At 36.7% G+C, this 25,288-nt stretch carries 18 protein-coding genes and 3 tRNA genes; 8 read left to right on the forward strand and 13 right to left on the reverse strand.

Annotated features, from left to right (window positions below):
* Window positions 1-76: 76 nt before the first annotated feature.
* From F3J23_RS12265 to F3J23_RS12275, 3 genes are read right to left on the reverse strand one after another with little or no spacing between them, the layout of a single operon-like run.
* Window positions 77-1,465 carry an efflux transporter outer membrane subunit gene (locus F3J23_RS12265; protein ID WP_167029103.1) on the reverse strand — a complete coding sequence of 463 codons (1,389 nt, stop codon included), beginning with the start codon at window positions 1,463-1,465 and terminating at the stop codon, window positions 77-79.
* 15 nt (window positions 1,466-1,480) lie between these two features.
* Complete coding sequence (locus F3J23_RS12270; protein ID WP_167029105.1) at window positions 1,481-4,636, reverse strand: efflux RND transporter permease subunit; 3,156 nt, start codon at window positions 4,634-4,636, stop codon at window positions 1,481-1,483.
* Between the two features lie 5 nt (window positions 4,637-4,641).
* Window positions 4,642-5,790 (reverse strand): efflux RND transporter periplasmic adaptor subunit, encoded by a 1,149-nt coding sequence (locus F3J23_RS12275; protein WP_167029108.1) that lies wholly within the window; start codon window positions 5,788-5,790, stop codon window positions 4,642-4,644.
* Between the two features lie 318 nt (window positions 5,791-6,108).
* On the opposite strand from F3J23_RS12275, the gene F3J23_RS12280 reads away from it, so the two are divergent.
* Window positions 6,109-6,876, forward strand: coding sequence for a helix-turn-helix domain-containing protein (locus F3J23_RS12280; protein ID WP_167029111.1), 768 nt, complete (start codon window positions 6,109-6,111; stop codon window positions 6,874-6,876).
* 25 nt (window positions 6,877-6,901) lie between these two features.
* Window positions 6,902-8,065, forward strand: coding sequence for an FAD-dependent oxidoreductase (locus F3J23_RS12285; RefSeq protein ID WP_167029114.1), 1,164 nt, complete (start codon window positions 6,902-6,904; stop codon window positions 8,063-8,065).
* 105 nt (window positions 8,066-8,170) lie between these two features.
* Here the strand turns inward: F3J23_RS12285 and F3J23_RS12290 are convergent, their stop codons facing one another.
* From F3J23_RS12290 to F3J23_RS12305, 4 genes are all read right to left on the reverse strand, one after another.
* Window positions 8,171-11,170 carry a reprolysin-like metallopeptidase gene (locus F3J23_RS12290; protein WP_167029117.1) on the reverse strand — a complete coding sequence of 1,000 codons (3,000 nt, stop codon included), beginning with the start codon at window positions 11,168-11,170 and terminating at the stop codon, window positions 8,171-8,173.
* Between the two features lie 677 nt (window positions 11,171-11,847).
* Window positions 11,848-13,290: a tetratricopeptide repeat protein gene (locus F3J23_RS12295; RefSeq protein ID WP_167029120.1), complete on the reverse strand. Its 1,443-nt coding sequence runs from the start codon at window positions 13,288-13,290 to the stop codon at window positions 11,848-11,850.
* The gene (locus F3J23_RS12300; protein WP_167029123.1) at window positions 13,287-14,711 is read right to left on the reverse strand and encodes a tetratricopeptide repeat protein; all 1,425 of its coding nucleotides are present in this window, start codon (window positions 14,709-14,711) and stop codon (window positions 13,287-13,289) included. The genes F3J23_RS12295 and F3J23_RS12300 overlap by 4 nt, the downstream gene beginning before the upstream one ends.
* Window positions 14,712-14,878: 167 nt before the next feature.
* Window positions 14,879-16,306, reverse strand: coding sequence for a tetratricopeptide repeat protein (locus tag F3J23_RS12305; protein WP_167029126.1), 1,428 nt, complete (start codon window positions 16,304-16,306; stop codon window positions 14,879-14,881).
* 457 nt (window positions 16,307-16,763) lie between these two features.
* Here F3J23_RS12305 and F3J23_RS12310 point away from each other — a divergent pair, with 457 nt between their 5' ends.
* Window positions 16,764-17,234, forward strand: coding sequence for a GNAT family N-acetyltransferase (locus tag F3J23_RS12310; RefSeq protein ID WP_167029129.1), 471 nt, complete (start codon window positions 16,764-16,766; stop codon window positions 17,232-17,234).
* A gap of 190 nt (window positions 17,235-17,424) precedes the next feature.
* On the opposite strand, the gene F3J23_RS12315 is transcribed toward F3J23_RS12310, so the two are convergent.
* The 6 genes from F3J23_RS12315 to F3J23_RS12340 form a co-directional block, all read right to left on the reverse strand.
* A tRNA-Lys gene (locus F3J23_RS12315) sits at window positions 17,425-17,497 on the reverse strand.
* 82 nt (window positions 17,498-17,579) lie between these two features.
* Window positions 17,580-17,652 (reverse strand) — tRNA-Lys (locus tag F3J23_RS12320).
* An 83-nt stretch (window positions 17,653-17,735) separates the two neighbouring features.
* Window positions 17,736-17,808 (reverse strand) — tRNA-Lys (locus tag F3J23_RS12325).
* Window positions 17,809-18,100: 292 nt separating this feature from the next.
* Window positions 18,101-19,693 carry a beta-carotene 15,15'-monooxygenase gene (locus F3J23_RS12330; RefSeq protein ID WP_167029132.1) on the reverse strand — a complete coding sequence of 531 codons (1,593 nt, stop codon included), beginning with the start codon at window positions 19,691-19,693 and terminating at the stop codon, window positions 18,101-18,103.
* Complete coding sequence (locus F3J23_RS12335; protein ID WP_167029135.1) at window positions 19,686-20,750, reverse strand: HlyD family secretion protein; 1,065 nt, start codon at window positions 20,748-20,750, stop codon at window positions 19,686-19,688. Before F3J23_RS12335 ends, F3J23_RS12330 begins: the two co-directional genes overlap by 8 nt.
* 5 nt (window positions 20,751-20,755) lie before the next feature.
* On the reverse strand, window positions 20,756-22,078 hold the full coding sequence (locus tag F3J23_RS12340) for a TolC family protein (RefSeq protein ID WP_167029139.1): 1,323 nt from the start codon (window positions 22,076-22,078) through the stop codon (window positions 20,756-20,758).
* Between the two features lie 132 nt (window positions 22,079-22,210).
* Between F3J23_RS12340 and F3J23_RS12345 the strand changes: the two genes are divergently transcribed.
* The 5 genes from F3J23_RS12345 to ric all read left to right on the forward strand — a co-directional run bounded on the left by F3J23_RS12345 (window position 22,211) and on the right by ric (window position 25,277).
* Complete coding sequence (locus F3J23_RS12345; protein WP_167029141.1) at window positions 22,211-23,023, forward strand: helix-turn-helix domain-containing protein; 813 nt, start codon at window positions 22,211-22,213, stop codon at window positions 23,021-23,023.
* A 113-nt stretch (window positions 23,024-23,136) separates the two neighbouring features.
* On the forward strand, window positions 23,137-23,568 hold the full coding sequence (locus F3J23_RS12350; protein ID WP_167029143.1) for an RrF2 family transcriptional regulator: 432 nt from the start codon (window positions 23,137-23,139) through the stop codon (window positions 23,566-23,568).
* Between the two features lie 55 nt (window positions 23,569-23,623).
* The gene (locus tag F3J23_RS12355; protein ID WP_167029146.1) at window positions 23,624-24,076 is read left to right on the forward strand and encodes a hypothetical protein; all 453 of its coding nucleotides are present in this window, start codon (window positions 23,624-23,626) and stop codon (window positions 24,074-24,076) included.
* 10 nt (window positions 24,077-24,086) lie between these two features.
* Window positions 24,087-24,506, forward strand: a complete 420-nt coding sequence (locus tag F3J23_RS12360; RefSeq protein WP_167029149.1) for a c-type cytochrome — start codon at window positions 24,087-24,089, stop codon at window positions 24,504-24,506.
* A gap of 45 nt (window positions 24,507-24,551) precedes the next feature.
* Window positions 24,552-25,277, forward strand: a complete 726-nt coding sequence (gene ric / locus F3J23_RS12365) for an iron-sulfur cluster repair di-iron protein (RefSeq protein ID WP_167029152.1) — start codon at window positions 24,552-24,554, stop codon at window positions 25,275-25,277.
* Window positions 25,278-25,288: the final 11 nt, after the last annotated feature.

The raw sequence follows: 25,288 nt of genomic DNA on the forward strand, positions 1-25,288 counted from the left end.
TGTTTGAGAAATTTCGCAGCTTGGTTGTTGTAAAAGTTGGTAAATTTTGATCTTTATATATCTTATCGTTAAAAAGCTATTTCCATCCACCTCCTAAAGCAGCATAGAGATTAACAACGGCCTGAAGCTGCTGCAACTTATCTGTAACGGCACTTTGTCTGGCGCTTAAAAGGCTCTGCTCTGAGGTAAGAACATCTGTATAATTGGTTGCACTGGTATATTTCAGCAACTCTTTGGTGAAGTAAACCGCTTTTTCAAGATTCGCAATCTGTTCTTTTCTGGAAACCGCTTTTTCATCCACCATCTGGTACTGGTAAAGCGCATTGGAGACCTCCTGCCCCGCGGTTAACAAAACTTTATTGTAATTGTATTCAGCAGCCTCATAATTAGCTTGTGCTATTTTTAATTTTTGCTTATTAAGTCCGTTATTAAAAATCGGTTGGGCTAATCCGCCTACAATATTGGCAAAGAAAGATCCTGCATTGAAAAAAGAGTTCAGCTGCGTTGCATATAGACCCGCCTGTCCTGTAATTGTAAATGAAGGATAAAAGGCCGTTCTTGCCACATTAATCTGTTCAAAGTTACTTCGGAGCTGTAATTCTGCTTCTTTTACATCAGGTCTGTTAGCCAGTAGCTGAGCTGGCAATCCTATAGATAATTCACTATACACCTGTTCATTAAAAATGGAATCCCGTTTGATAGGTCCCGGTGTTCTTCCAAGCAGAAGTGAGAGTGTATTTTCTGCCTGACGGATATTATTTTTTATATCAGGTACCGTTGATTTTACAGAATAGTAGTTTGCTGCACTCTGTACTACCGCAGCTCCCGTCACAACATTACTGTTTTTCAGGACCTTCATTGTTTCTGTATCTTTGGCATATACTTCCAAAGACTTCTGAATGATATTCAATTGTTCATCATAAGCCAGCAGCTGATAGTAGGTCACCGCAATATTCGCAACAAGCTGTGTCTGTACTGCCTGCTGATAGGCCTCACTTGCAAGATAAGTCGCATACATGGATCTTTTTGTGCTTTTTAATTTCCCCCAGACATCTACCTGCCAGGATGAAAGTGCATAAAGCTGATACACCTGAGATGCTGAAGCCTGTGAACTGGCAGGATCATACGCCCCTGCAGAAGCATTTCCTGAAAGAGAGGGTAAAAATGCCTGCTTACTCTGAACAAAGTTAGCTTCAGCTGCCTTGAGATTGGCTGCCGCAGTCTTCAAATCCAGATTATTATTTATCCCTTCACTGATAAGCTCCTGCAGCAAAGGATCTTTAAAAATCTCTTTCCATGAAAGCACAGCCATATTATTACCGGAATCAGCATTGGTCTCTCCGAATAAATGATCAGGAACTTTCTGATTATTAGTATAGGGCTTGGTAACATCACAACTGAAAAGCACAGTTGAAAGAATGGAAGCCTGTATAAAAAGATAATATGTTTTTTTACATTGTATCATACCTGTACTGTCGGATTATTTTTTATTTTCAACAATCAGTTCGTCATTTTCATCATATTTGTTAGTTCCTGCCTTTTCCTGTAATCCCTGGAAGATCACATAAAGCCCGGGGATCACAAATATTCCCAGCAAAGTACCAAACAGCATTCCTCCGATAGAACCTATCCCGATAGATTTATTTCCGTTTGCACCAACACCTGTAGAGAACATTAAGGGCATTAGTCCAAAAATAAAAGCCAGTGAAGTCATCAAAATAGGCCTTATCCTGATCTTTGCTCCTGCAAGCGCACTATCCAGCAAGCTCATCCCTTCATGTCTTTTTTCTAAAGAGAATTCTACCATCAGAATGGCATTTTTGGCTAAAAGGCCTATCAGCATTACCATACAAATCTGTACGTAAATATTATTATCTATTCCGAATACTTTAGCAAAAACAAAAATCCCGCTTAACCCTACAGGTAATGACAGGATTACTGCTAGCGGAAGAATATAACTTTCATATAAAGCGCTCAAAAGCAGATAGACAAAACAAAGACTTAAGAGAAATATAATTCCTGCCTGAGAACCTGAACTTTGCTCTTCCTTACTGATTCCGCTATATTCAAAACTATATCCGGGCGGTAACGTCTGATCTGCAACTTCATTGATAGCCTGCATAGCCTGCCCAGTACTATAACTGGCATTGGGAGAGCCGCTGACTGATATGGCATTATACATATTAAAACGTGATACGGAAGAAGGCCCATATACTTTCTTCATCGTAATATATTCTGAAACAGGGCTCATTGTTCCGCTTTTTGTTCTGATCTTAATATTATTCATCTGTTCTACCGTTCCGCGATAAGGATTATCAGCCTGAAGAATAATCTGATACTGCTGCCCGAATTCCGTAAAATTGCTTATGTATGAACTTCCGTAATAGACATTCATCAGATTCAGAATATCCGATGGCTGTATTCCATTGTCTTCACATTTAGCAACATTTACATCCACCTCGTACTGAGGAAAATTAGGATTGAAAGCGGTAGCGGCATATTGAATTTCACTTCTTTTATTAAGTGCAGCGAGAAAATTCTGAGCCACAGTATAAAAATCGCCAATGCTATGCCCCCCTCTGTCTTCAATCTGGAAAGTAAAGCCGCCACTTGTACCAAAACCGCTGATAGTAGGCTGCTGCATGAAGTTGATAGAAGCTCCTTGTATATTTTTCGTTTTTTCTGTAAGCTGCTGTATGACATCTTTATCCGTAACCCCTGGCCGCTGGCTCCATGGGATCAGTCTTAAAATCAGCATTCCATAAGAACTTCCGCTTCCTCCCAGCTGGTTCTGCCCCAAAGTAGTCATTGTGGCTTGTATCTGAGGAATCTTATGTGCTATTTGATCTATCTGATTATTAACGGCCTGTACTCTTTCTTTAGTCGCTGCAGCAGGGAGCGTAACATTCACAAAAATAGTCCCCATATCTTCTGAGGGAACAAAACTGGAAGCTACGCTTTTGATCGTTACATAAAAAAGACCGCTAAAAAAAAGAACCAGTACAACTGTCAGCCATTTTCTTCGGATCAGAAAGCCTACTGTTTTCGTATATTTATTAATTATTTTTTCGTAATTGGTATTAAAGCCAGTCTTTATTTTTTGGAGGAACCCTTTTTTCTTATCTTCTTCGTCATGATTGGGAGCACGTAAAAACATAGCTGCCAATGCGGGGCTTAATGTAAGGGCATTTACCGCCGAAATCATAATGGCAACAGCTAAAGTAATTCCAAACTGCTTGTAAAATACTCCTGCTGAACCTCCTAGAAATGTTACCGGAAGAAATACGGAAGCCATAACAAGAGTAATAGAAATAATAGCTGGTGCAATTTCTCCCATCGCATCAATAGCTGCTTTACGTGGGGAGGTATAGCCATGTTCCAGCTTACTGTGTACAGCTTCAACTACCACTACAGCATCATCAACTACAATACCGATGGCTAATACCAGGGCAAACAGAGTAAGAAGGTTAAGGCTATATCCGAATAAATACAGAAAGAAGAATGTTCCGATAATAGAAACCGGTACCGAAACCCCATGGATAATGGTAGACCGAACATCCTGCAAAAAAATAAGAATGACCAGAAATACTAATAAAAAACATTCTATTAAAGTATGCAGAACTTTTGAAATACTTTCGCTGAGGAAGTTATTGATATTTACCAATTCCAGCATTTTAATCCCTGATGGAAAGTTTTTTGAAGCATCAGCCATTACCTTCTGAGCTCCTGTAATCACCTGTTGCGCATTGGACCCCGGAGTCTGGCTGATTGCAATAGCCACTGCAGGTTTACCGTTAATAGCCGTGGCACTTGTATAGGTCTGAGTTCCAAGGTCTATACGTGCAATATCCTTTAAATAAAGATACTGTCCATTACCAATAGATTTCACAATCACGTTCTGAAACTGATCCAATGAAACCAGCGTTCCGGAATAAGTAATATCATATTGAAAAGCCTGATCCAGATTATCTCCGATCTTTCCCGGCGCTGCATTAAAATTCTGAGCATTCAGAGCATTGGTTATATCTGCCGGAACCAATCCGTAGGCTGCCATTTTATCAGGTTGCAGCCAGATACGCATAGCATACGTCATCGCTCCTCCAAATATGGTAGCTCCACCTACTCCTTTTGCTCTTTGCAACTGAGGAACAAGGTTGATTGCAGCATAATTCTGTAAAAACTTTTGATCATATTGTGAACGTTCACTAAACAGTCCTAATATCAGCACGTTACTACTCTGTTGCTTTCTTACTGTAACTCCGGCCTGTGTTACGGCCTGAGGAAGCTTGGAAAGCACCGTACTGATACGATTCTGTACGTCTACTGCAGCCTGATTGGGATCTACTCCCACCGCAAAATAAACGCTGATACTGGCTGAACCTGTATTACTTGCCGAAGAAGTCATATAGGTCATTCCTTCTACTCCATTAATCTGCTGCTCAAGTGGGAAAACCACACTATTAATAAGAGTTGTGGTATTGGCCCCCGGATAGGAAGCAGAAACCTGAATGGTAGGAGGTGCAATATCGGGATACTGGGCAACTGGCAGCCCGCTGATCCCTAAAATCCCCAACACCACGATGATTACTGAAATCACCGTACTTAGGACAGGTCTTCTTATGAATAATTTCAGCATAGCTATCAGTTAGATTTAGATTTCATAGAACGGTATATTTCAGCTGTATTGGCAGGCATAGGTTTAATTATGGTGCTGTCACTGATGTTAAGTCCATTAAGAACAAGTTTATCACCTGCTTTAATTCCACTTTTTATAACTACAAAATTACCGTCATCTGTAGGAGATGTTACTACCGCTTCGCTCATTACACGATTTCCATTCATTACTTTATAGACAAATGATTTATCCTGCATCTGATAGACAGCCGTTTGAGGAACCAATAAGGCATTATCCAGATTAACAGGTATTCTTACCGTAGCACTCGCCCCATTCTGAATCATTCCCAGCTTGTTATTATATATCACCTTAAAGGTTGCTGTGCCTGTACTGCTGTCAATTCCTCCGCTCGCTGTTTCCATTTTACCTTTTTCAGGATAAATAGTACCATCCGCCAATACCAGCGAGATAAGCGGCATGTTATTAAGTTTTTCTGCAGTAGTATTCCCTTTCATACTATTCATAAAAGCCAGTAACTGTTTTTCACTGAGCGAGAAATAGGCAAATATATTGGTAGTATTGGAAAGTGTGGTTAACGGATCTGTTGTGGTACTGCTTACTAAAGCTCCTATTTTATAAGGAATAAGGCCAATTGTACCACTTTGAGGGCTTCGAATATAAGTATATCCCTGATTGGTCTGAGCATTCGCAAGAGTAGCTTTCGCCTGTGACAAAGCTGCTTCCTGAGACTGCAAGGTATATTGCGCTGAACTCAATTCATATTTACTGACGATTTCCTGCTGTACGAGAGGTCTGGCTTTTTCTACATTCATACGAGCTGCATTTACATTGGCTTCTGCAATTTTTATAGCAGCTTTTGCCGTAATAATATCTTGCTCGTACTGAGGATTCTTAATCCGGAATAACAATTGCCCTTTTGTTACCATAGCTCCTTCCGGAACGTAAATATCCTGAAGATATCCGGATACCATAGGCTTTATTTCCACAACATTCTGCCCTTGTATGGATGCGGGATAATCGTTATATACAGTTACTGCCTTGGGAACCAGTGTTAATACCTGATAACTTTGGATCTCTTGCTTTTTCTCTACTTTCTTTTTACCGCAGGAAAATAATATAACCAGGATAAAGAGGATATATCTGCTTTTTTTCATATGAATGTGATGGTCTAAAATAAAATGAGAGGGATATTTTTATTTTATTACTATAAAAATAAGCTTTTCGCAGATTATTTGTTATAAAAAATTTAAACTTTGATTAAAAACAATATTTTTTACAAAATTCCGGATCTATTAATACAAATACCGCCAGTACTTTTCATGGATATTCTCCATATTTTTATTATTCCCGAAATTTATTAATTTTCTTTTACCTTAAGGAAGTGCCATACAATTTTTATCTTTTTTCTTAATACCCTGCAACAGGCAAACATCTTATTTTATGTTATTTTTGTACCTTTCATTATGAAAAATATGAATCCAATTACGGACAATGACTTCTATTATAATTTCATCGAACCTGATCCGGAAATCGCAGATTTTGTAGAGCACCTCGGAACATTTCAGAATCTTTCCGATGAGCCCAAAGAAGTTGTTATCATTCCGGACGGACGGGTTGATCTTTTTTTTTCGCAATCACCTTCAGAACCGTTCCATGCCACGTTAATCGGCTTGGAAACTTATGCAGAACAGAGAGAAATTCCACCTAAAACCATAGCATTTGTCATCAGTTTTAAACCTATTGCTGTTGAATATATTTTAAATACTTCTATTGCTGAATTATTAAATACCGGAAAAGAGCTTCCTCATAATTTCTGGGGCTTTACTGTGGATGATTTACAGGACTTTGAAATCTGCTGTATAAAAGCTGTTCAAAAAATAAAAGAATTAATCCCAGAAAAAGTAGATCAAAAAAAACATCAGCTTTTCGAACTGGTTTATCTCTCGAAAGGCGAAATGAGCGTTCATGAACTTTCAGATCAAACAGGTTGGAACAGCAGACAGATCAACCGTTATTTCACAAAACAATTGGGTTTATCATTAAAAGCCTACTCTACGATTTTACGTTTCAGGGCTTCCCTTGAACATATTGCCCAGGGAAGACTTTTCCCTGAGCTTAATTATACCGATCAGAATCATTTCATTAAAGAAGTAAAGAAATTTTCAGGGGTTGCTCCAAAAGAATTGTCTAAAAACAAAAACGACCGATTTATACTATTATCCGTACTGAAAAGAAAATAAATTTGCATGGTAAAATTTAAATAACATGCTGATAGACAATAAATCAATAGCAATCGTTGGTGGTGGTCCAGCCGGACTTACACTGGCAAGACTTTTACAGCTTAAAGGTGCTGATGTAAAAGTATATGAAAGAGATTTTAATAAAAATGCGAGGGTTCAGGGCTCTCCTCTTGATATGCACGAAGATTCAGGGTTGGCTGCTATACGCAAAGCGGATCTACTGGAGGAGTTTAAAAAAACTTTTCGCCCGGGTGCAGACAGAACCCTGATCATGAATGAACAGGCAGAAATACTTTTCAATGATCATGAAACCAAACCTGAGGAAGATTTTGGGCATGAACATTTCCGTCCTGAAATAGATCGCGGCCCGTTGAGAAATATGCTGCTGGAATCTCTACTGCCTGAAACAGTGGTATGGGACAGCCATTTTGTATCCATGGAACCTCAAAATGAAGGCTGGGTACTTCATTTCAAAAACGGAACATCCGCTTATGCAGATCTCGTTGTTGCAGGTGACGGGGCTAATTCTAAAATCCGTCCTTATCTTACAAATATCAAACCTATTTATTCAGGAGTGGTTATGCTGGAAGGAAATATTTCGAAAGAAGCAGCTCCTAAAATTGATGCATTGATTAAAGGTGGAAAGATTATGGCTTTCGGGAATACAAAAAATATTCTTCTGGGTCAGAAAGGTAGCGGAGACCTTGGCTTTTATGCTAGTTTTAAAGCAGATGAAAACTGGGCAGCCAATAGCGGTCTTGATTTTTCCGATAATGTTCAGATCCTGAAATGGTTTAAAACAGAATATTCGGAGTGGAATAATATCTGGGATGAGCTGTTTGAGAATGCAACTCCCTCTTTTATTCCCCGAATGATTTATTATATGCCCTTAGATCAAACCTGGGAAGCCCAATCTAATCTAACATTGATAGGTGATGCGGCCCACGTTATGCCTCCTTTTGCAGGGGAAGGAGCCAATATGGCGATGCTGGATGCATTGGAACTGAGTGAATGCCTGACCAGCAATAACTATACTGATTTGCAAGATGCCATTTCTGATTACGAGATCAATATGCGTAAAAGAGCTGCAATTGCTACACAGGAATCTCTTGAAAACGGGGAACGAATGCATTCGGAAACTTCATTGACAACCATGCTGGATTTCTTCAACGGACATCTGACTTCATAGCATTCATACCATATAAAAGGCTGCCTCAAACTGAGACAGCCTTTTCCCTCTGAAAAATAAATCGTTTTTCTTTCCCTTAGATCCTGATTGGGAAATTCATCCGTGCTATTTCTTAATCAATTTGGTGTTGTAAGTGTTTTTATCGTCTTTTATTGTGATTACATACATTCCTTTTACTAAGGAAGCTACGTTGATTCTTCCTTCAACTTTCCCTTCCTGAACCAATCTTCCGTCTGCACTGTAGATTTTGTAATCTGCCTGACCTTTAAGGTTTTTGACTTCTACAAACGTATCTGCCGGATTCGGATAGATGGATATTTCTGATGATTTTGTATCCTTGATTTCACGGGTAGCCAGATTACTAGCTGTTATTCTCACTGGAAAATCTACAATCCCTCCTGCCTGGCTTGGTATTTCACCACATACGTTATCTAATGCAGTTTGTGAATACTTACCTACAACCCTCATTCTTAACAACTTGTCGCCGGAATATGATGTTACCGGAACGGTAAAATTAATATTGCCAAAATTGACAAGACCCTGAGGAGCAGTTCCTGATTTACTTCCTACTCTCTCTGTTGCTTCGAACATTCCGTTTCTGTTATAGTCAATCCATACAGAAACATTCTCACCTGCCTGCTGCAATAAATTGGCAACTACAGGGGTTAAGGTATAAGAATTTCCCTGAACAAGTTCGATAATTTTAGAAGCATCCTCACTTAAATCAGTATATGATCTTGCCACACGATTCGAGTAAGCTAAATTAGCTACTGTAACATCCGTAATTGCAGCAAAATAAGGTGAGCCGGAATTCAGCATACAATAATCAATCCCTGTTTTTAATCCTTTTGTTTTAAATGAATAATTACCAGAAAAAGCACCCGGAACGGAATTGACTACAGCAGCTACCTGTACTTCATAATTCGTTTCATCTTCTAAATTATTCAGCACTACTGAGTTTGCCTGACTAACAGCATTAGACCAGTTTACAGTGCCCGTTTTTCTATAATTAACAGAATAAGTAGCTCCCGGAACACTATTCCAAGATACTCTTGCTGTGGTTTTGAAAACCTCAGTATCTATAGTAGAAACACCTGTTGGAGAGGCTATTGGAGAGGTAGGAGCAGCTCCTACCGTAACGGCCGGAGACACAGCATAAAATATATTGTTTATGGCTGATACTCTCAATTTAGCAGCACCACTTAAATTAGAAGGCATTTGTACACTGAAACTTCCCGTGTTAGGAGCTGTAGCAGCAAGATCTATCCATGTTGCTCCGTTATCTGTAGTATAGTCTATTTTTACATTGGCTACGTTGTAAGGTGCTGCATTTGTATTGGCAACATCCCAATATATGGTATTGGCAGCATCATTATACAATACAGAAGAAGTGGTAAGCCCATTGAATTTAAAAGGTCCATCATTTCCAACTGTAACAGTAGTTGTGGAACTGGAAACCATAGGACGCTGCGGATTCTGGTCTCTTACTGTTACCGCATAATTTAAGACTCTTGGAATGTAAGATACAGTCTCCCAGCCTTGCTTATTGGTAAGTGTTCCGTTCATTACAGTTTCCAGTTTAGGAAAGTATCTTTTCCCGCTTGGTGTTCCAGGAACTGATCTCGTTAAGGCTCCTTTAGGATTGTATCCCCATCCGCTATCTCCTGAAATTGTAGAAAAATCATCTGTACTGTCATTCTGTTCCCAAGTATAATTTACCGGATCATTTTCTGCATCTGCAGCAGAAGCTTCAAGATAGTATGCTGTTCCTTTAGGAATATTATAAGCTGTTAGCGGATTGATTGCAGGAGCTGTATTGTTGTTAATATTTTGAGATGCTCCACAATCGGGTTTACCTTCAAGATTGGTTAATACCTGATCAATAGATTTGTAATGGAAATACCCGTCCGCATTTGCCTGAACATTGTCATAAGTAATTCCTGCATATCCCATAATAGTTGTTCCGCCTCCGGGTTCTACATTAGCCCCCTGCAGAGCATCTGTTACTGAAGTATTTGAAAATGTATGGTTAGCTCCTAGCTGATGCCCCATTTCGTGAGCGGCTGTGAAATCAAAAACTTCACCTACAGGAACAGGACCTTGGGTATAAGCAGATCCTTTTTGTATATCATTATTATTAGCTGGATCAGTACAAACAATTCCTATTCCTCCGGCATTACCACTTCTTTCTGCATTCTGATTAAAAACATGCCCAATATCATAATTGCCATTTCCAACCTGAGAAGTAAGGGTTTGCTGTAACTGGAGGTTTAAATTATTGGTATAAGGGTCTGCTGCTGAATCAAGGTAAATAATCTGTGGAAAATTCTGAACCGTTAAGTGAGCACCGAAATCCCGCTCAAAAACACCATTTATCCTTGTCATAGTATTATTCATTGCAGCTAAAACAACTCCTTTTTTTACATCATCAGTTGCCGTATTGGGAGTTCCTGCTGCTGTTAATTGGTACTGGCTGTATTCTCCGGTAACAGACAATGCCATTCTAAAGTCTCTGTATCGTGTGTTGGTAGGCCTTTTTGTGACACCCACTCCGGAAAGCATCTTTTTACCATTTTCAACCAATCTATTAACATCCTTAGCATGAAATTCATCTGTTTCGCATGTAAAGCCATGCTCACCAGTATCTTTAGTCTTATAGAAAACCCCATAAGTTTGTCTATCTGTCGTAATAGGTTCTATAAACTGGAATTTTCCATCTTTGATGATCATCGACTGCATATCATTAGGAGAGGTGCTGAATCTTAAATACTTGGAAGGATCGTCTACACCTATTCCCATATAGGATCCTAACTGATACTTCTCAACCAGCGACTTATCCATTACAGGATTACTATAAACTGCAAATTTTTCAATCTTTCCTTCAGCAGTAGGCAAAGAAATAATAACAGGCTTTGCATTTTTCCCTGTTTCTTCAGCATTCTTAAGCAACTCTCTCAGTGATTGCAGATCAACTCTGTAAGATCTTTGTACTTCCACATCTTTTCTGATCTGTGAAGTTCTTTGTGAGACGGCTTCCCATCTCTGCGCTTGTAAACCTGTACAACAGGATGCCAATGCGCAAACGAATAAAATTCTTTTTTTCATAGATTTTTAAGGTTTTATTTCAGGCTGGCGTTACAAAAAATCAATTCATAATAGTAAAGCGATTTAGCGTTTTTTGTTATTAATTACACAAAAACAACCACCTTATTAAATAAATTAATCAAACAAATAGCTACTTATATGAATATTTTATATCTCAAGCCTTTGACAAATCTATATTTTAAATTCAAAAAATAAAAAAACACCCCTACTACACAGATACAGCATTTTACATAAAAACCTAATTATCAGAAAATTACACATTATAACCATCTTTAAAGTTTATTTTTTACAATCATTAAGTCTTAATAAAAGAATAGGACTCAAACCTTCTCAAAACATCTCAAAATAAGAAAACAGCAGTGAAAATATCACATATAAAACTCTTAATAAGAGGTAATTATTAAGAATGAGTATTTAAAAATGGATGCATGATGTAGTGATCATCTCGGATTTATTCAAATTTGTAAGGAAAACCAACACAAAATACAATTAATTAATTATCAGGTATTTAAAAACAAAAATCAAAGATGTAGTATTCGTGTAGTATAGTTTTTTTTCTTCTTCTCGTCAAAAATTTTCAAATTTGACCCAAGAGACCACTAAGAAAATACGAGTGGTGAAAAGAGAATATTTCGAATGCTGTCTGACCTGATGAATCAGACAGTTTTTTTTTGGATTTATTTCAACACATCAAAGAAATGATAAATATCTGTTTCGGTGGGGATATTTAATCTTTTCCTGATTCTGTATTTTTTCTGCTGAACCGTTCTATGTTGAATAAGAGTAAAAGCAGCGATTTCTTTGGACGTAAAATGCAGCTTCAACATGGCACAAAAGCTCAGTTCAGAATTTTCAAGATCAGGATTAATGGCCAAAAGCTTTTTGATGAAATCCGGGTATACTTCTTTAAAATGTTGAAGAAATTCCGCATCATTTTTTCTGACAAGTTCCATGAGCTCTTCCTGCTTATTATCATTCATCCGGTTTTTAAGCATTTCTGCTTCTATTGCAAGGGCTGACTTTCTTTTTCGTAACTGAAGTATTATTCTCCAGGTATATATCCCCAGCAAAGCTAAGCCTATGAAAGAAAAGAAAACAATCCAACGTATATGACGGCTTCTCTTTTCAGAATCCTGTACCGTTTCATCGATAAAAGATTCCATATCCTGATTGATTGTTGCCAATAAAGAAGTATTGGTTCTGTTTTTTGCTAGTGTATAAGCTTGCAGATAAGTATAAGCTTTTTCTTTGTCTCCTTTTTTCTCGTATAATGTCCTTAAATCATTATAAATATATTTGGTATAATTTGCAAAAATACGGCTGGTTCTTTTATCTATTTCCAGAGCTTTCTGAAAAGCTTTCTCTGCATGGTCATATTGATTGTTAAAAAGAAAATATTCTCCGAGAATTGTATAGATATTAAGTGCTATGGCGTCATTTCTTTTTTCCGCCCTCATCTTAGCATATGCCCGTGAAATATATTTATAAGCTGAGTCTTTATTCTTTTGCACATAGATATAGTCACTAATTGCGCAGTCTGCAAGTCCTGTTTTATCAAGTTTATCGGCTTTCTGAAAGTATTTCAAGGCTGTATTTTGCTTTTTCCCGACATAGAATTCTCCCCGCCTCAAATAGATGTAAAAAAGGATTTTATTTTTTAATTCTGAATGTTTGGCTTTCATAATACTGCTCAACGCTTTATTATTATATTCGAAAGCTTTATCATTTCGTCTTAATTCAGCATTAAAGCGGCTGTAAATATTATAAAATATTGCTTTATGAATATTATTTTCAGAGTATCTAAGGATTTCTTCGGCATTATCTAAAAGAACCTGTGCTTTCTGAAAATTTTCCAAAGACATATTAAGCTGGGCTAAATTAATATAGCACAATGCCTTCCCTTCCTTATATCCTATTCTCTCAGCTCGTTTATAATAGCTTTTATTTAGGTTGACCAGAGCATCGTAATCACCCGAGAATCTGAATTTTTCATTCTGATTCATTAAAGGTGTATCAAATTCTTTTTCAAATATTGTAGGATCTTGGCCGCATGACCACAAAATAATCTGCAAAAAAGGCAGAAGAATAAATATTTTCAGGTTTTTTTTAAAAAAAATCATTTTAAATTATCAAAAAAATCATAAATATCCTGTTCCCCGGGAATGTTCAGCTTTTTTCTTATTCTGTATTTTTTCTGCTGAACACTTCTATGCTGAACCATAGTATAGCTTGCAATTTCTTTAGAAGTAAAATGTAATTTCAGCATAGCACAAAAAGCCAGTTCTGAGCTTTCAAGACTGGGATTAACTGCTAAAAGGCCGGCTATGAATTCCGGGTTAGTTTCTTTAAAACGATCCAAAAATTCAGGATCATTATTTCTTCCGAGTTCCATGAGTTCTTCCTGTTTATTATCGTTCATTCGTATTTTCAGATTTTCAGCCTCTTTTCTGAGAACTTCTTTTCTCTTTTTCAATACACTGATAATCCTCCATGAATATACTCCCAGCAATGAAAGCCCGGCAAAAGATAATAAGATGATCCATCGCACGTTGGCATCATGTCTTTCGGAGTCTTTCTTAGCGTCCATAATAAAGGCTTCCATATCCTGATTGATTGTTGCCAGTAAGGATGTATTGGTTTTATAGTAAGCATCTGTATATGCTTTCAGATAAAAATAGGCTTTTTCTTTATCTCCTGTCTTTTCATATAATGATCTCAGGTCATTATAAATATATTTTCCATAATACGCATAGATACGTTTTGTTTTTTCATTTATTTTCAAAGCCTTTTTTAAGGATTCTTCTGCTTTATCGTATTTTTTATCAGCAAGATAATATTCTCCCATAATGGTATTCGCATACAGAGCTATTCCATCCTCCTTATTTTTTCTATTAGCTTTGTTATAGGCAATTGTAATGTATTTATAAGCAGAATCCATATTTCTATGCATATAAACATAATCGCTGATGGCGCACTCTGCAAGCCCGGTATCATCCAGCTTTTTTGCTTTTTGAAAATACTCCAGTGCTTTCATATATTGCTTTTTTCCAATAAAATAAACGCCCTGTCTGAGATAAATACTAAAAAGGAGATCATTTTTGAGATCAGATGCACCGCTTTTCTGTATACAGCTCATGGCCTCGTTGTTATATTTAAAAGCTTTATCAAGTCTACGGAGTTCCATATTGAAACGTCCGTAAACATTATAAAATCTTGCTTTATGAAGGTTATTTTCTGATTTGTCTAGAATTTCTTTTGCATTATCGAAAAGAATTTGTGATTTTCGGTAATTTTCCAGTGAAATGTTTAATTCAGCGAGATTAATGTAACATAGGGCTTTTCCATCTTCATAACCCATTTTATCTGCCTGTTGGTAGTATTTTTTATTGAGATTAACCAGCAAATCATACTCACCGGAAAGTCTGAACTGTTCGTTTTGCTTTAATAAAGAAACATCAAAGTCCTTTTCATGCTCTTCCTGAGTATGAGAATGACAAGAAACCAGGACAATAAGTATCGCAAAAAGAAAGATACGTATCATATATTTCTCTATTTTAGCTAGATTTTATTCATAATTACTCATTGATTCCCACGCATTAGTAGAATTATATTTTTAAATTTTCAAAATATCAATCTAAGGTGAAATGATATTAAATTCTTCTTAAAAACAGAATTCATATGGTTTTATTGTGATGGTATTTGTTTTTATTATTTTATATTTTCAAAAAATTCGTAAATATCTGTTTCTCCAGCGATATTTAGTCTTTTTCTGATCCTGTATTTTTTCTGCTGAACAGATCTGTGCTGTACAAAAGTGTAATCCGCAATTTCTTTAGAGGAAAAGCGTAACTTCAACATCGCGCAAAAAGTCAGTTCTGAATTTTCCAGATCAGGATTAATCTTTAACAGTGCGCTGATAAACTCCGGGAATAGCTCCCTGAACTTCAACAAAAAAGAAGAATCATTCCGCTTAGCGAGTTCTATAACTTCTTTCAATTGTCTGGTATGAACATGGCTTTTCAGCTTGTCAGTTTCTTCCTTTAATGATTTCTTTTTCATCTTCTGCCTTCCTATAATTTTCCGTACATACACCCCTGAAAGTGTAAGAACTGTTATAGACATAGCAATAAATAAAGGAAGATCATTTTTATGCCAATCCGATTCTTTTTTCGTCTCAGAAATAAAATCTTCCGTGGCCTTATTCATTGCGATAAATCTTGCTGTATCAAATCGTCCTTCCTCTTCCATGTATTTTTTCAGATAGAAATACGCTTTACCACCGTTATTTTTCTTTTTATACAATTCGGCAAGAGCTTTATAAACCTCTTTTATATGAGATGAATAAGTTCGTCTTGTTTTAATATTGATCTCTAATGCTTTTTTAAGTGCCTTCTCAGCTTCCTCATTCTTATTGACTTCATTGTAATAATATCCCATTGTAAAATAAACCCAAAGAGACTCCACATCAGAGGTTTTCTGGCTCAGCATTTTTTCATCTGCCCTGGCAATATATATTCCGGCAGAATCTGGTTGATGTACAAACAAATAATACTGAGCAACCATACAGTTGGTATAAGCCGAATTTTCCAGCATATTACCTTTCGTAAAACTCTTTAGAGAAGTCCCGAACCAGCCTTTCCAGGCGTAATAAATCCCTTTATTCACATATAGCCTTGGAAGAAGCTTTGTACTTAGCTCTGTCTTCTTAGCCTCTTTTAAATATTGAAATGCTTTGTTATTACAGTCTATAGCCTTATCATAAAGCTTAAGATGAGAATAATACTGGCCGTAGTCATCATAGAATGCTGCCTTATGGTAGGCATTTCCAGAGTTCCCAAGATCTTTTTCTGCTTTATTGAAGAAAAAATGAGCCTTTTCATAATTACCGGCCGAGACATTTACTCCAGCCATATTAAGATAGCAAAGTCCTTTCCCTGCTTCATATTTCATCTTACCTGCCTTTTTTAAATACTTTATATTAAGACGGATAAGTGCTTCATATTTACCGGAAAGCTGAAGTTCTGAGCTTTGAGTCAGTAATGAATAATCAAAATTCTCCCGCTCTTTATCCTGTGTTTCTTTTTGACACGAATTAATTAATAAGCATAAACCAATACCAATCGTATAAATCAGCATTCTACATATGCTTTTTGAATATGTATAATTATTTTTAATAATGATCGAATTTAATTTTCCTCACAGCGATCTATTCCCTATACCTACCTATTCATAATGATCAGAGTATCCCGGCAATATTTCCACTGTTATGTTAGTATTTTCCCCTATCTGCGTTATAAATATACATAAATTATCATCTCTATACGGAAAAAACGTTGTAATTTATAAAAATATAATATTCAAATAAATCGTTTTTTTTCTCAAAAAAGATGGGTTTTTATTGCATGCTTCATTTATACAAACTTTTATATAAAATCTTTTTTTATAATAAGACTACATGAAATGAAATTTGTTACAAATGTCAGTATAAGTTTAAAAACACCTGTCCTCTTTTGCTTTTTCTTAGTGTTTACCACAGATTAAGTCCCAAACTATATGGATATTTGCAACTGTATAATCATTATTTTAAACAACCATGAACGTAAATTACCGCCTGCTCTTACCTGAGGAAAGTAAAATTTATCGTGCGATCCGGCTGGAAAGTCTGGAAAAGTTCCCGAGGGCTTTCGGAGCAAATTATCAGGAAGCAGTGAAGATTGAAAAATTCAGAACTGAAAGCGATATTGAATCTCAAATACCGGAAAGATTTGTATTGGGAGCTTTTATGAATAAGCAGCTTATCGGTATCTGTACTTTTATTAAGGATGAAAGAAATATCGGAAATATTTATCAGATGTATGTAAAACAGGAATTTCAGGGAAAGAAAATAGGGTTGGAACTGCTGCTTAATGTTATTACTAAAGCTCATGAACGGTTTAATGGCATTGAAATTCATTTGGAAGTAACTCCTGGTAATGATAAAGCTCATTATTTATATAAAAAAGCAGGATTTAAAGATATATCAAGAGACAGTTCCGGAAATACCATAATGAAATACATTGAATAAACTAATAATAAAAATGGACCTGGTAAAAGATTAAGATATATATACTTTTTGTATTGGCAGAATATAATCTAGCTTATTTTTTTTGTTTAACCAACAGCTTCTGATATTGATCCGGACAAATAAACAAAGCAGGTCAACTTTACATTCCAAAATAAAAAAGAATCACTGAAATTCAGTGATTCTTTTTTTGTGACCCGGCTGGGATTCGAACCCAGGACCCATACATTAAAAGTGTATTGCTCTACCAGCTGAGCTACCGAGTCGGCCATTTTTTGATAGTAAAACTTAATAAGCTTTAATGGTTTATTTTTCAAAATTACAGATAAAATACTGTAATTATTTTTGTGACCCGGCTGGGATTCGAACCCAGGACCCATACATTAAAAGTGTATTGCTCTACCAGCTGAGCTACCGAGTCGGTCATTCTTTGATATTAAAACCAAATCCGTTTTAATCTTTTTATAAAAAAATCACAGATAAAATACTGTCAATTATTTTTAGTGACCCGGCTGGGATTCGAACCCAGGACCCATACATTAAAAGTGTATTGCTCTACCAGCTGAGCTACCGAGTCGGCCACTTACTTTTTTAAGTAAATCCCTTTGTTTAAGGGACTGCAAAAATAGGAAAATCTCCTTTAAATACAAGTTTTTTGAGACCTTTTTATTACAAAAAAAATCAAAAAACAATTAAACACCTGTTTATAAATTAATTACGTTTAATGTTTTTTTACTAAAGACGAAGCCCTTTACGATTCAGCCCTGATTTTATTTAAAAAAGCAAGACAACAAAAGGGACTGCCTATAAGACAGTCCCGAACCACTCTACTATAAAAAACAAGCTAGCTAAGCTATACTTTTTCAATTTTATGCAGGAGATAACCTGCGGGATTTTAAATAAAGAACCGTACGGTTCAGATATGGGAAAAGAATAATCAGCAGTAATGAAGCGGTAAGCAGCCATGTCATTATTTCGTAATAGTCCATCGCAAAACGCACATGATCCTGAATATTCATTCTACTTACCAACAATTTATTGGAGGCTTTTACTGCCAGATCTTCCGGCATTCCTTTTCGGCTAAGCTTAATAGTCTGTTGATGAAGAAAGCTTTTTACAGCCGGATCTACTGCACTAAGATGATCCTGAAAAGCATTGTAGTGACGGCTTTTCTCAAAGAGTTCAAAGAAATTAATCAATGCAATACTAATACAGAACCCAAAATACCTTACAGCCAGAGCAACAGCTGCCGCAGAAGGCCCAATAGAAGCTGGGACCGATGAAATGATAAAAATAATAGTCGGAACCATAATGAGCCCTACCCCTAATCCCTGAAGAAATAAAGGAATGTAATAATTAAATTCATCAGCCTGAATATCAAAAGAATAGTACATTAAACCATGAAACAGCAGCAGCATTAAAAACCCGGGTCCCCAAATGTATTGGATCTTCTTCTTCTGCAAAACCATACAGCATGCGATAATTACCCCAGCAACAAGCCCTGAAATATTAAAAATATTAATGTAAGAAATATAAAACGGATCCAGATGCAGCTCTGTTGCAAAATAAGCATTTGTAATTCCTGATGCAAAACGGCAGATATACATGATGAATAGAATCAACAATCCTATTTTGAAATTCCGGTACCTGAATACCCGCAGATCAATATATGGTCTTTTAATGGAACTCTGACGAAATATGGATAGCCCTCCCAGAACTATAATTCCTATTACACTTCCCAAAATTCTGTTGTCTTCCAGCCAATAATATTCCTGGCCGAAAATCATGATATACCCGATAAGCACAAGCATTGTGCTGAAGACAGCAAAGCTCTGCCAATCCAGCTTATAGAGATGGAATCTTGCGTGTGTCCTGTAATTGCTCATTGCAATAGTCAGAAAAATAAGTCCCGGCAGATAAGAAAAGATCGCCGTTTTGTAGACGATATTAAAATTATAAGAGTCTATCAACTCTGCAGTAATCAGGTTATTAAACGGCAGTGCGCAAATCAGAATTCCGAAAAAAACAGAAAAGCTGATTTCTCTTCCTCTTTCACTGCTCAGCCTTGTAAAAATCAAAGTCAATGAAAGGTTGACATTCCCGGCAAACAGCATTCCCTGAATAAAGCGAACCGGAAAAAGAATGTAAATCTCACGGGTAAAGTAGCAGATCAGGCAGGCTGCGATCTGTAATGCTGTAAACAAAAGAAAATACTCCTTCGCTGCCAGAAAACTGAAAAATCTCCTTTCCAAACAATAGAATCCAACATATCCGGCGTAGAATAAAGCCACTGAAAATTGAATATCTGCCGGTTCGCTCCCGTAATATCCTGCCGCAGCATTGATATTCGTCAACGGGAGAAAAAATATAATGATCCCGGGAAGTGTCATGGAAAAAAGAATGATTTTGACCAGCCATTCAGGAACCCATCTTTTAAAAAACGGCATCTTTCTTTTAGCCATTGGAGTGCTTTTTATCCGCATAAACATTCACATTCATCCCTAATTTAAGGACATCAATATCTTTTCTTTTGCCATCTAATCTTATTCTTACAGGAATACGCTGTACAATTTTCACATAGTTTCCGGTAGAATTATCAGGCGGCAACAGAGAAAAACTTGAACCGGTTGCCGGCGATAGTGAAATAATTGTACCCTGGAATTCTCTGTCAGGATAAGAATCTGCCACTATTTTCACATGATCTCCGATGTGCATATCTTTGATCTGTGTTTCCTTATAATTCGCCACTACCCATTTATCGGTCTCATTGTTGACAATAAAAGCAAGTGTTTCCCCGGCATCAATCATCTGCCCGGCCTCTACGGTTCTTCTTCCCATTCTTCCGTCATATGGTGCGGTAACAGCCGTATAGCTTACATCCAGTTTATGACGGTCCAATAAAGCTTCCAATCTTGTAATTTCTGCGCGGATTACTGTTTTTTCAGCCTGAATATCATTGATTTTGGACACGGAGGCAGCATAGTTGTCCTGAGATGATTTATATTCACTTTCATTCACGTCCAGTGTTGCTTTTACATCTTCCAATCTTTGTCTGGTAGCAGATTCTTCTTCATATAATTTCTGATATCTGTTATAATCCAGCTGTTGTTTCCATACTTTTGCTTTGTTAGCGGCTACCTGAGCCTGAGCAGATTCTGCTTCTTTTTCTGTGGTACCGGTATTACTTTCCAGTACTTTCAGCTCAGCGCGGGCCTTTTGAAGTGCAGCCTGAGTTTGTTTCTGCTGAAGAACATATTCACGATTATCAATAAGTAAAAGAGTATCTCCTTTTTTCACTTCTTGGTTTTCTTCAAACTTCACAGCTACAATAAACCCTCCTGCCCTTGAAATAACCGGGTTTAGATATTCCTGAACCTGTGCATCATTAGTCTGTTCGTATTTGTAATAATTTTTAAGGGTAAAAAAGCCCCAAACTGCAAGCGCAGCAACGATTAAGACGGAAACCCATCCTGTAACTTTGGTAATTACCCTGTCTGTAGGGGTGTATTTTTTTTTCATTGTATTTATAGAGTACCTGTGATATTTTGCAATAAATAATAACTGTTTTGAGCCATGATCTTCGCAGCTTCCAATTCAAATTTTGTCTGAAGAAGTTGTATATCTGCATCCAGAAGCTCTGTTATAAGAGAAGTCTGATTGAAATATGTATTTTTGATAATACGTGCATTTTCTTTTGCCTGAGCCACATTGTTTTCGGCTACTTTTATCTGCTCAAGGGCTTCCTGATAACGCAGATAGGCTTCTTTTACCTGCTGTCTTACCTTATCTTCAGTATCTTTATGTATTTCTTCCTCTTTTTCAAATTCAAGATTCGCTGCTTTTACTTTTTGAGTATTGTGATAAAGAGACGATATGGAAAAGGATGCTTTTAATCCTACAATTCCGAGTGAGTACCAATAAGGATTATATGGATAAAGAAATATCTGCGGGTTAGCGTAATAAAATTCTCCATACAAACCTATTTTAGGATTTACATTCGCTTTTATCTGTTTAAGCTTGATTTTACTCAATTCCGTCTGCTGCTCAGAGACATGATAATCAAAAGAATGTTCCAATGCCAGTTTCAGATATTCTGTATACGTTGTATTTTCATTCCATTGGCTTGAAGGAGATTCAGGAATAACCACTTGTTCATCGGGAATTCCCAGAATAATATTCAGTTTCTGCATAGCAATGAGAATATCGTTTTCAATAGTTACCCATGTCATTTTTCGTCTGGAAAGTTCAAGTTCTATTCTCAGCACATCACTCTTCAATACCACTCCGTTTTTATAAAGAGCCTGTATTTCTTTAAGCTGTACTTTTTGGTCTGCTATATCCTGCTTAATCAGATCTCTGAAGATTAAGGTTTTCTGTAACTCAAGATATAATGCTGATGTTTTGTAATGAATATCGGAAACGGCCTGCTCTTTCTGAATATTCCTGATTTTTTGAAGAGTCTGGTTTTCTCTGATCTTAAGATTCAGTTTGTTTCCGTTGTAAATATTCAGATAAAAATCAGCTCCGGCTCTGTAAAGAGTGTGGATCACTTCATGTTGGGTAGGTTTGGAAAAAATTCCGTTTTCATAGATGGGAATGTTGGAAGCTTTTTCTATTGAACCTTTAATTCCTATTTCCGGAAGCCTTTCATTTTTAGCATCTTTTACTTCAGCTTCCGCAATGTCTACATTGATGGTGTTGATTTTAATATGACGGCTGTTCTCTTCAGCTTTTTGCCACGCGTCTTTTAAAGAAAGCCGGATGGTGTCATTCCGTGAACTGCCTGCTTGGGCTGATACAGTGTAGAAAGTGCCCAGCATCAACAGTCCGGTGAGATAAATTTTCATCTGAATTTTTCGAATTATTGCAATGCAAATGTATTGGCAATCCTGAAATTATTTTTACCTAAAATAGTCAACTTTTACATGATTCCGGCCAATTGATTATATTTGTATTTTAAAACTGTTTTCTACTTTTTCATGGGACTAATTGCAGCACTTCCGGATATCGATAAATACGAAAAAAGTGTATTCATCATGCACGAAAAGTCAGAAAAACTGATTCCTTTTCACAAGCATACAAAAGGCCAGCTGAGCTATGTGGAAGGAGGAATTGCTTATATCACAATTAATAACAGGACTTATGTGGTTCCGGCCAGACATTTCTTCTGGATTCCTCAGGGAATGGAGCATATTCTTGAAATCGGCCATACAGCAACTGTATTACGGTCACTTTATTTTTACGCTTATGATGATTCTGCAGACCCTTTCTACGGAAGACTTGGAATTTATCCTGCTTCTGAACTTCTGATCCAGATGATCAAGTATACAGAAATCTGGGATGAAAAACATGTTACGGAAAAAGATGAGAATTTTGAATTTTTAATTGCTTTGAAGAAGATTCTTCCCAAAACCCACAAGCAGCCATTACCTATCATTCTTCCTTCTACCCACAACAAACAGATGAAAAAAATTGTTTCGTATCTGGAATGGAATATCGGGGAAAAGCATACTCTGGCCAATGTAAGCAGCAGATTTGGATTGAGTGAACGTTCTATGTCCCGTCTTTTCAAAACTGATATGGATATCTCTTTTCTGCAATACTTAAAAACATTGAGAATCATCAAAGCCATTGAGTTGCTTTTAAATACAGACAAACCCATCAATGAAATTGCTGATGACGTAGGATATAGTTCCATCAGTGCTTTTAGTGATACTTTTCATGAATTTACCCAGTCCAGGCCTTCAGATTTGCGGAAAAGCAGTAAGACTTCACGAAGTCCTGTTATCTGATCATTTTGAACATTCAAAAGATGATCTTTATCAAACGTAATAAAAAAATAAAAGAGTTTTTTATCTTTTATTAAAAATAACTTTATATCTTTGTCCTGTAAAATTGTAAGAAAATGTTTTCAAAAACCTGCGAATATGCTTTAAGAGCTTTGATCTACATTGCCCAGCAGTCTAAAAACGGTGACAGGGTCGGGATTAAAGATATTTCGAAGAGCATCAATTCACCGGAACATTTTATTGCTAAAATTCTTCAGGACCTGAGCAGAAAAGGATTTGTACAATCTGCCAAAGGCCCGAACGGTGGATTTTACATGGATCAGAAAAATCTGAACATGAGTATTGCCGATATTGTAAGAGAAATTGATGGAGACAAGCTATTCATCGGGTGCGGCCTTGGGCTTGAACAATGCTCAGAGATTCACCCCTGCCCTCTTCATCATCAATTCAAAAAGATCAGACAGGATCTTCGTATTATGCTTGAGACCTCTAAAATACAAATGTTTGTAGATAATCTGGATTTAAAATTAACACATCTCAAAGTTTAAAAAAATTTATTAAAATAAAAGATAAAAAGATCTTAATATATTAAATTAAAAATCAATGAATCTAAAGCTTAAAAATCCTGTTGTACTGATGCTGCTCTGTCTGATGACCGGAATGTTTATTACCATCAGTTTTTTGGAAACACCATTGAAATTCCAGGTTGAAGGAATGACACTCTCAACTGCATTAGGACTGGGAAAATTAATGTTTGGAATATCAACAAAAATACAGGGCGTATTTCTGATCCTCATTTTAACCGCAATGCTAATCAGCCATAAGCATTATACAAAAACGGATTTCCTGATCTTCAGCATTTTGCTTGTGATCCTTGTATTGGAAAAGTTTTGGATGCTCCCGGTCTTGGATGCAAGGGTAGATTTACTTTCAAAAGGAAAATCGCTGCCTGCCACTTCATTGCATGATTATTTTATTTATACTGAAATCATAAAGGCTGTTGTACTGGCACTGACTCTCGTTTTACAATTTAAAAAAAATCATATTCAACCCTAAAATATCTATTATGAAAACACAATTTCTATATACCGCAATAATTCTGACATGGGTATTCTTCCCTTTATCCTGCTCTAAACCTGAAACAACTCCGATACCTCAGGCAGAGCCTTATACAGAACAAACCGTACCTGAACCTGTAGAAACACCTGTTCCAGCAGTCGCTAAGAATACTTCAGGAGATGAAGGATTAAAGCTCATTGAAGGTACTGACTGCTTAACCTGTCATAAGATCGATTCTAAATTAATAGGACCTTCTTACCAGGAAGTTGCGGCAAAATATACTGATGCAGATCTCGACATGCTTGCACAGAAAATCATTGACGGCGGCAAAGGGAACTGGGGAGAAATCCCAATGACTCCACACACAGGATTAAGTAAAGAGAATGCCAGACTGATGGTAAAATATATACTCTCTCTCAAAAAATAAGGAAAAAAAAATTTAAAATAATAAAAGACAAAAAAGTATTATATTATGAACACAAAAACAGATTTTATAGGAAATATGGTGGCTGAAGATTTCAGAACAGCAGCCATTTTTAAAAGACATGGCATAGATTTCTGCTGTAAAGGCGGAAGAACAATAGAAGAAGCCTGCAGCCATAAGAAGCTTGATCCGGAAAAAATTTATCATGAATTGGAATCTCTTCCTGAAAATGAAAACTCAACTATAGATTTCAATAGCTGGCCGTTGGATTTACTGGCAGATTATATTGAGAAAACCCACCATCGTTATGTAGAAGAAAAAACGCTGGTTTTACAGGCATTTCTAGAAAAACTATGTAAAGTTCACGGAGGAAGACATCCTGAGTTATTTGAAATCAATTCTTTATTCAATGAATCGGCGCATGACCTGGCTGCCCACATGAAAAAAGAAGAACTAATCCTGTTTCCATTTGTAAGAAATATGATAAAAGCAAAAATATCCGGGTGTACTCTTCCCCACCCTCCTTTCGGAACAGTAGAAAACCCGGTTCATATGATGGAGCATGAACATACAGTAGAAGGTGACCGATTCAGAAAGATCGCTGAGATCACCGATGAATACACCCCGCCTGCAGATGCCTGTAATACTTACAAAGTAGCCTTTGCCATGCTTCAGGATTTTGAAAATGATCTACACAAACATATCCATCTGGAAAATAATATCCTTTTCCCGAAAGCCATCCGACTGGAAAAAGAATTTAGTACTGAATCTTAAAACAACAACAG

The sequence above is a fragment of the Chryseobacterium sp. Tr-659 genome (assembly GCF_011752975.1).
Lineage (GTDB): Bacteria > Bacteroidota > Bacteroidia > Flavobacteriales > Weeksellaceae > Chryseobacterium.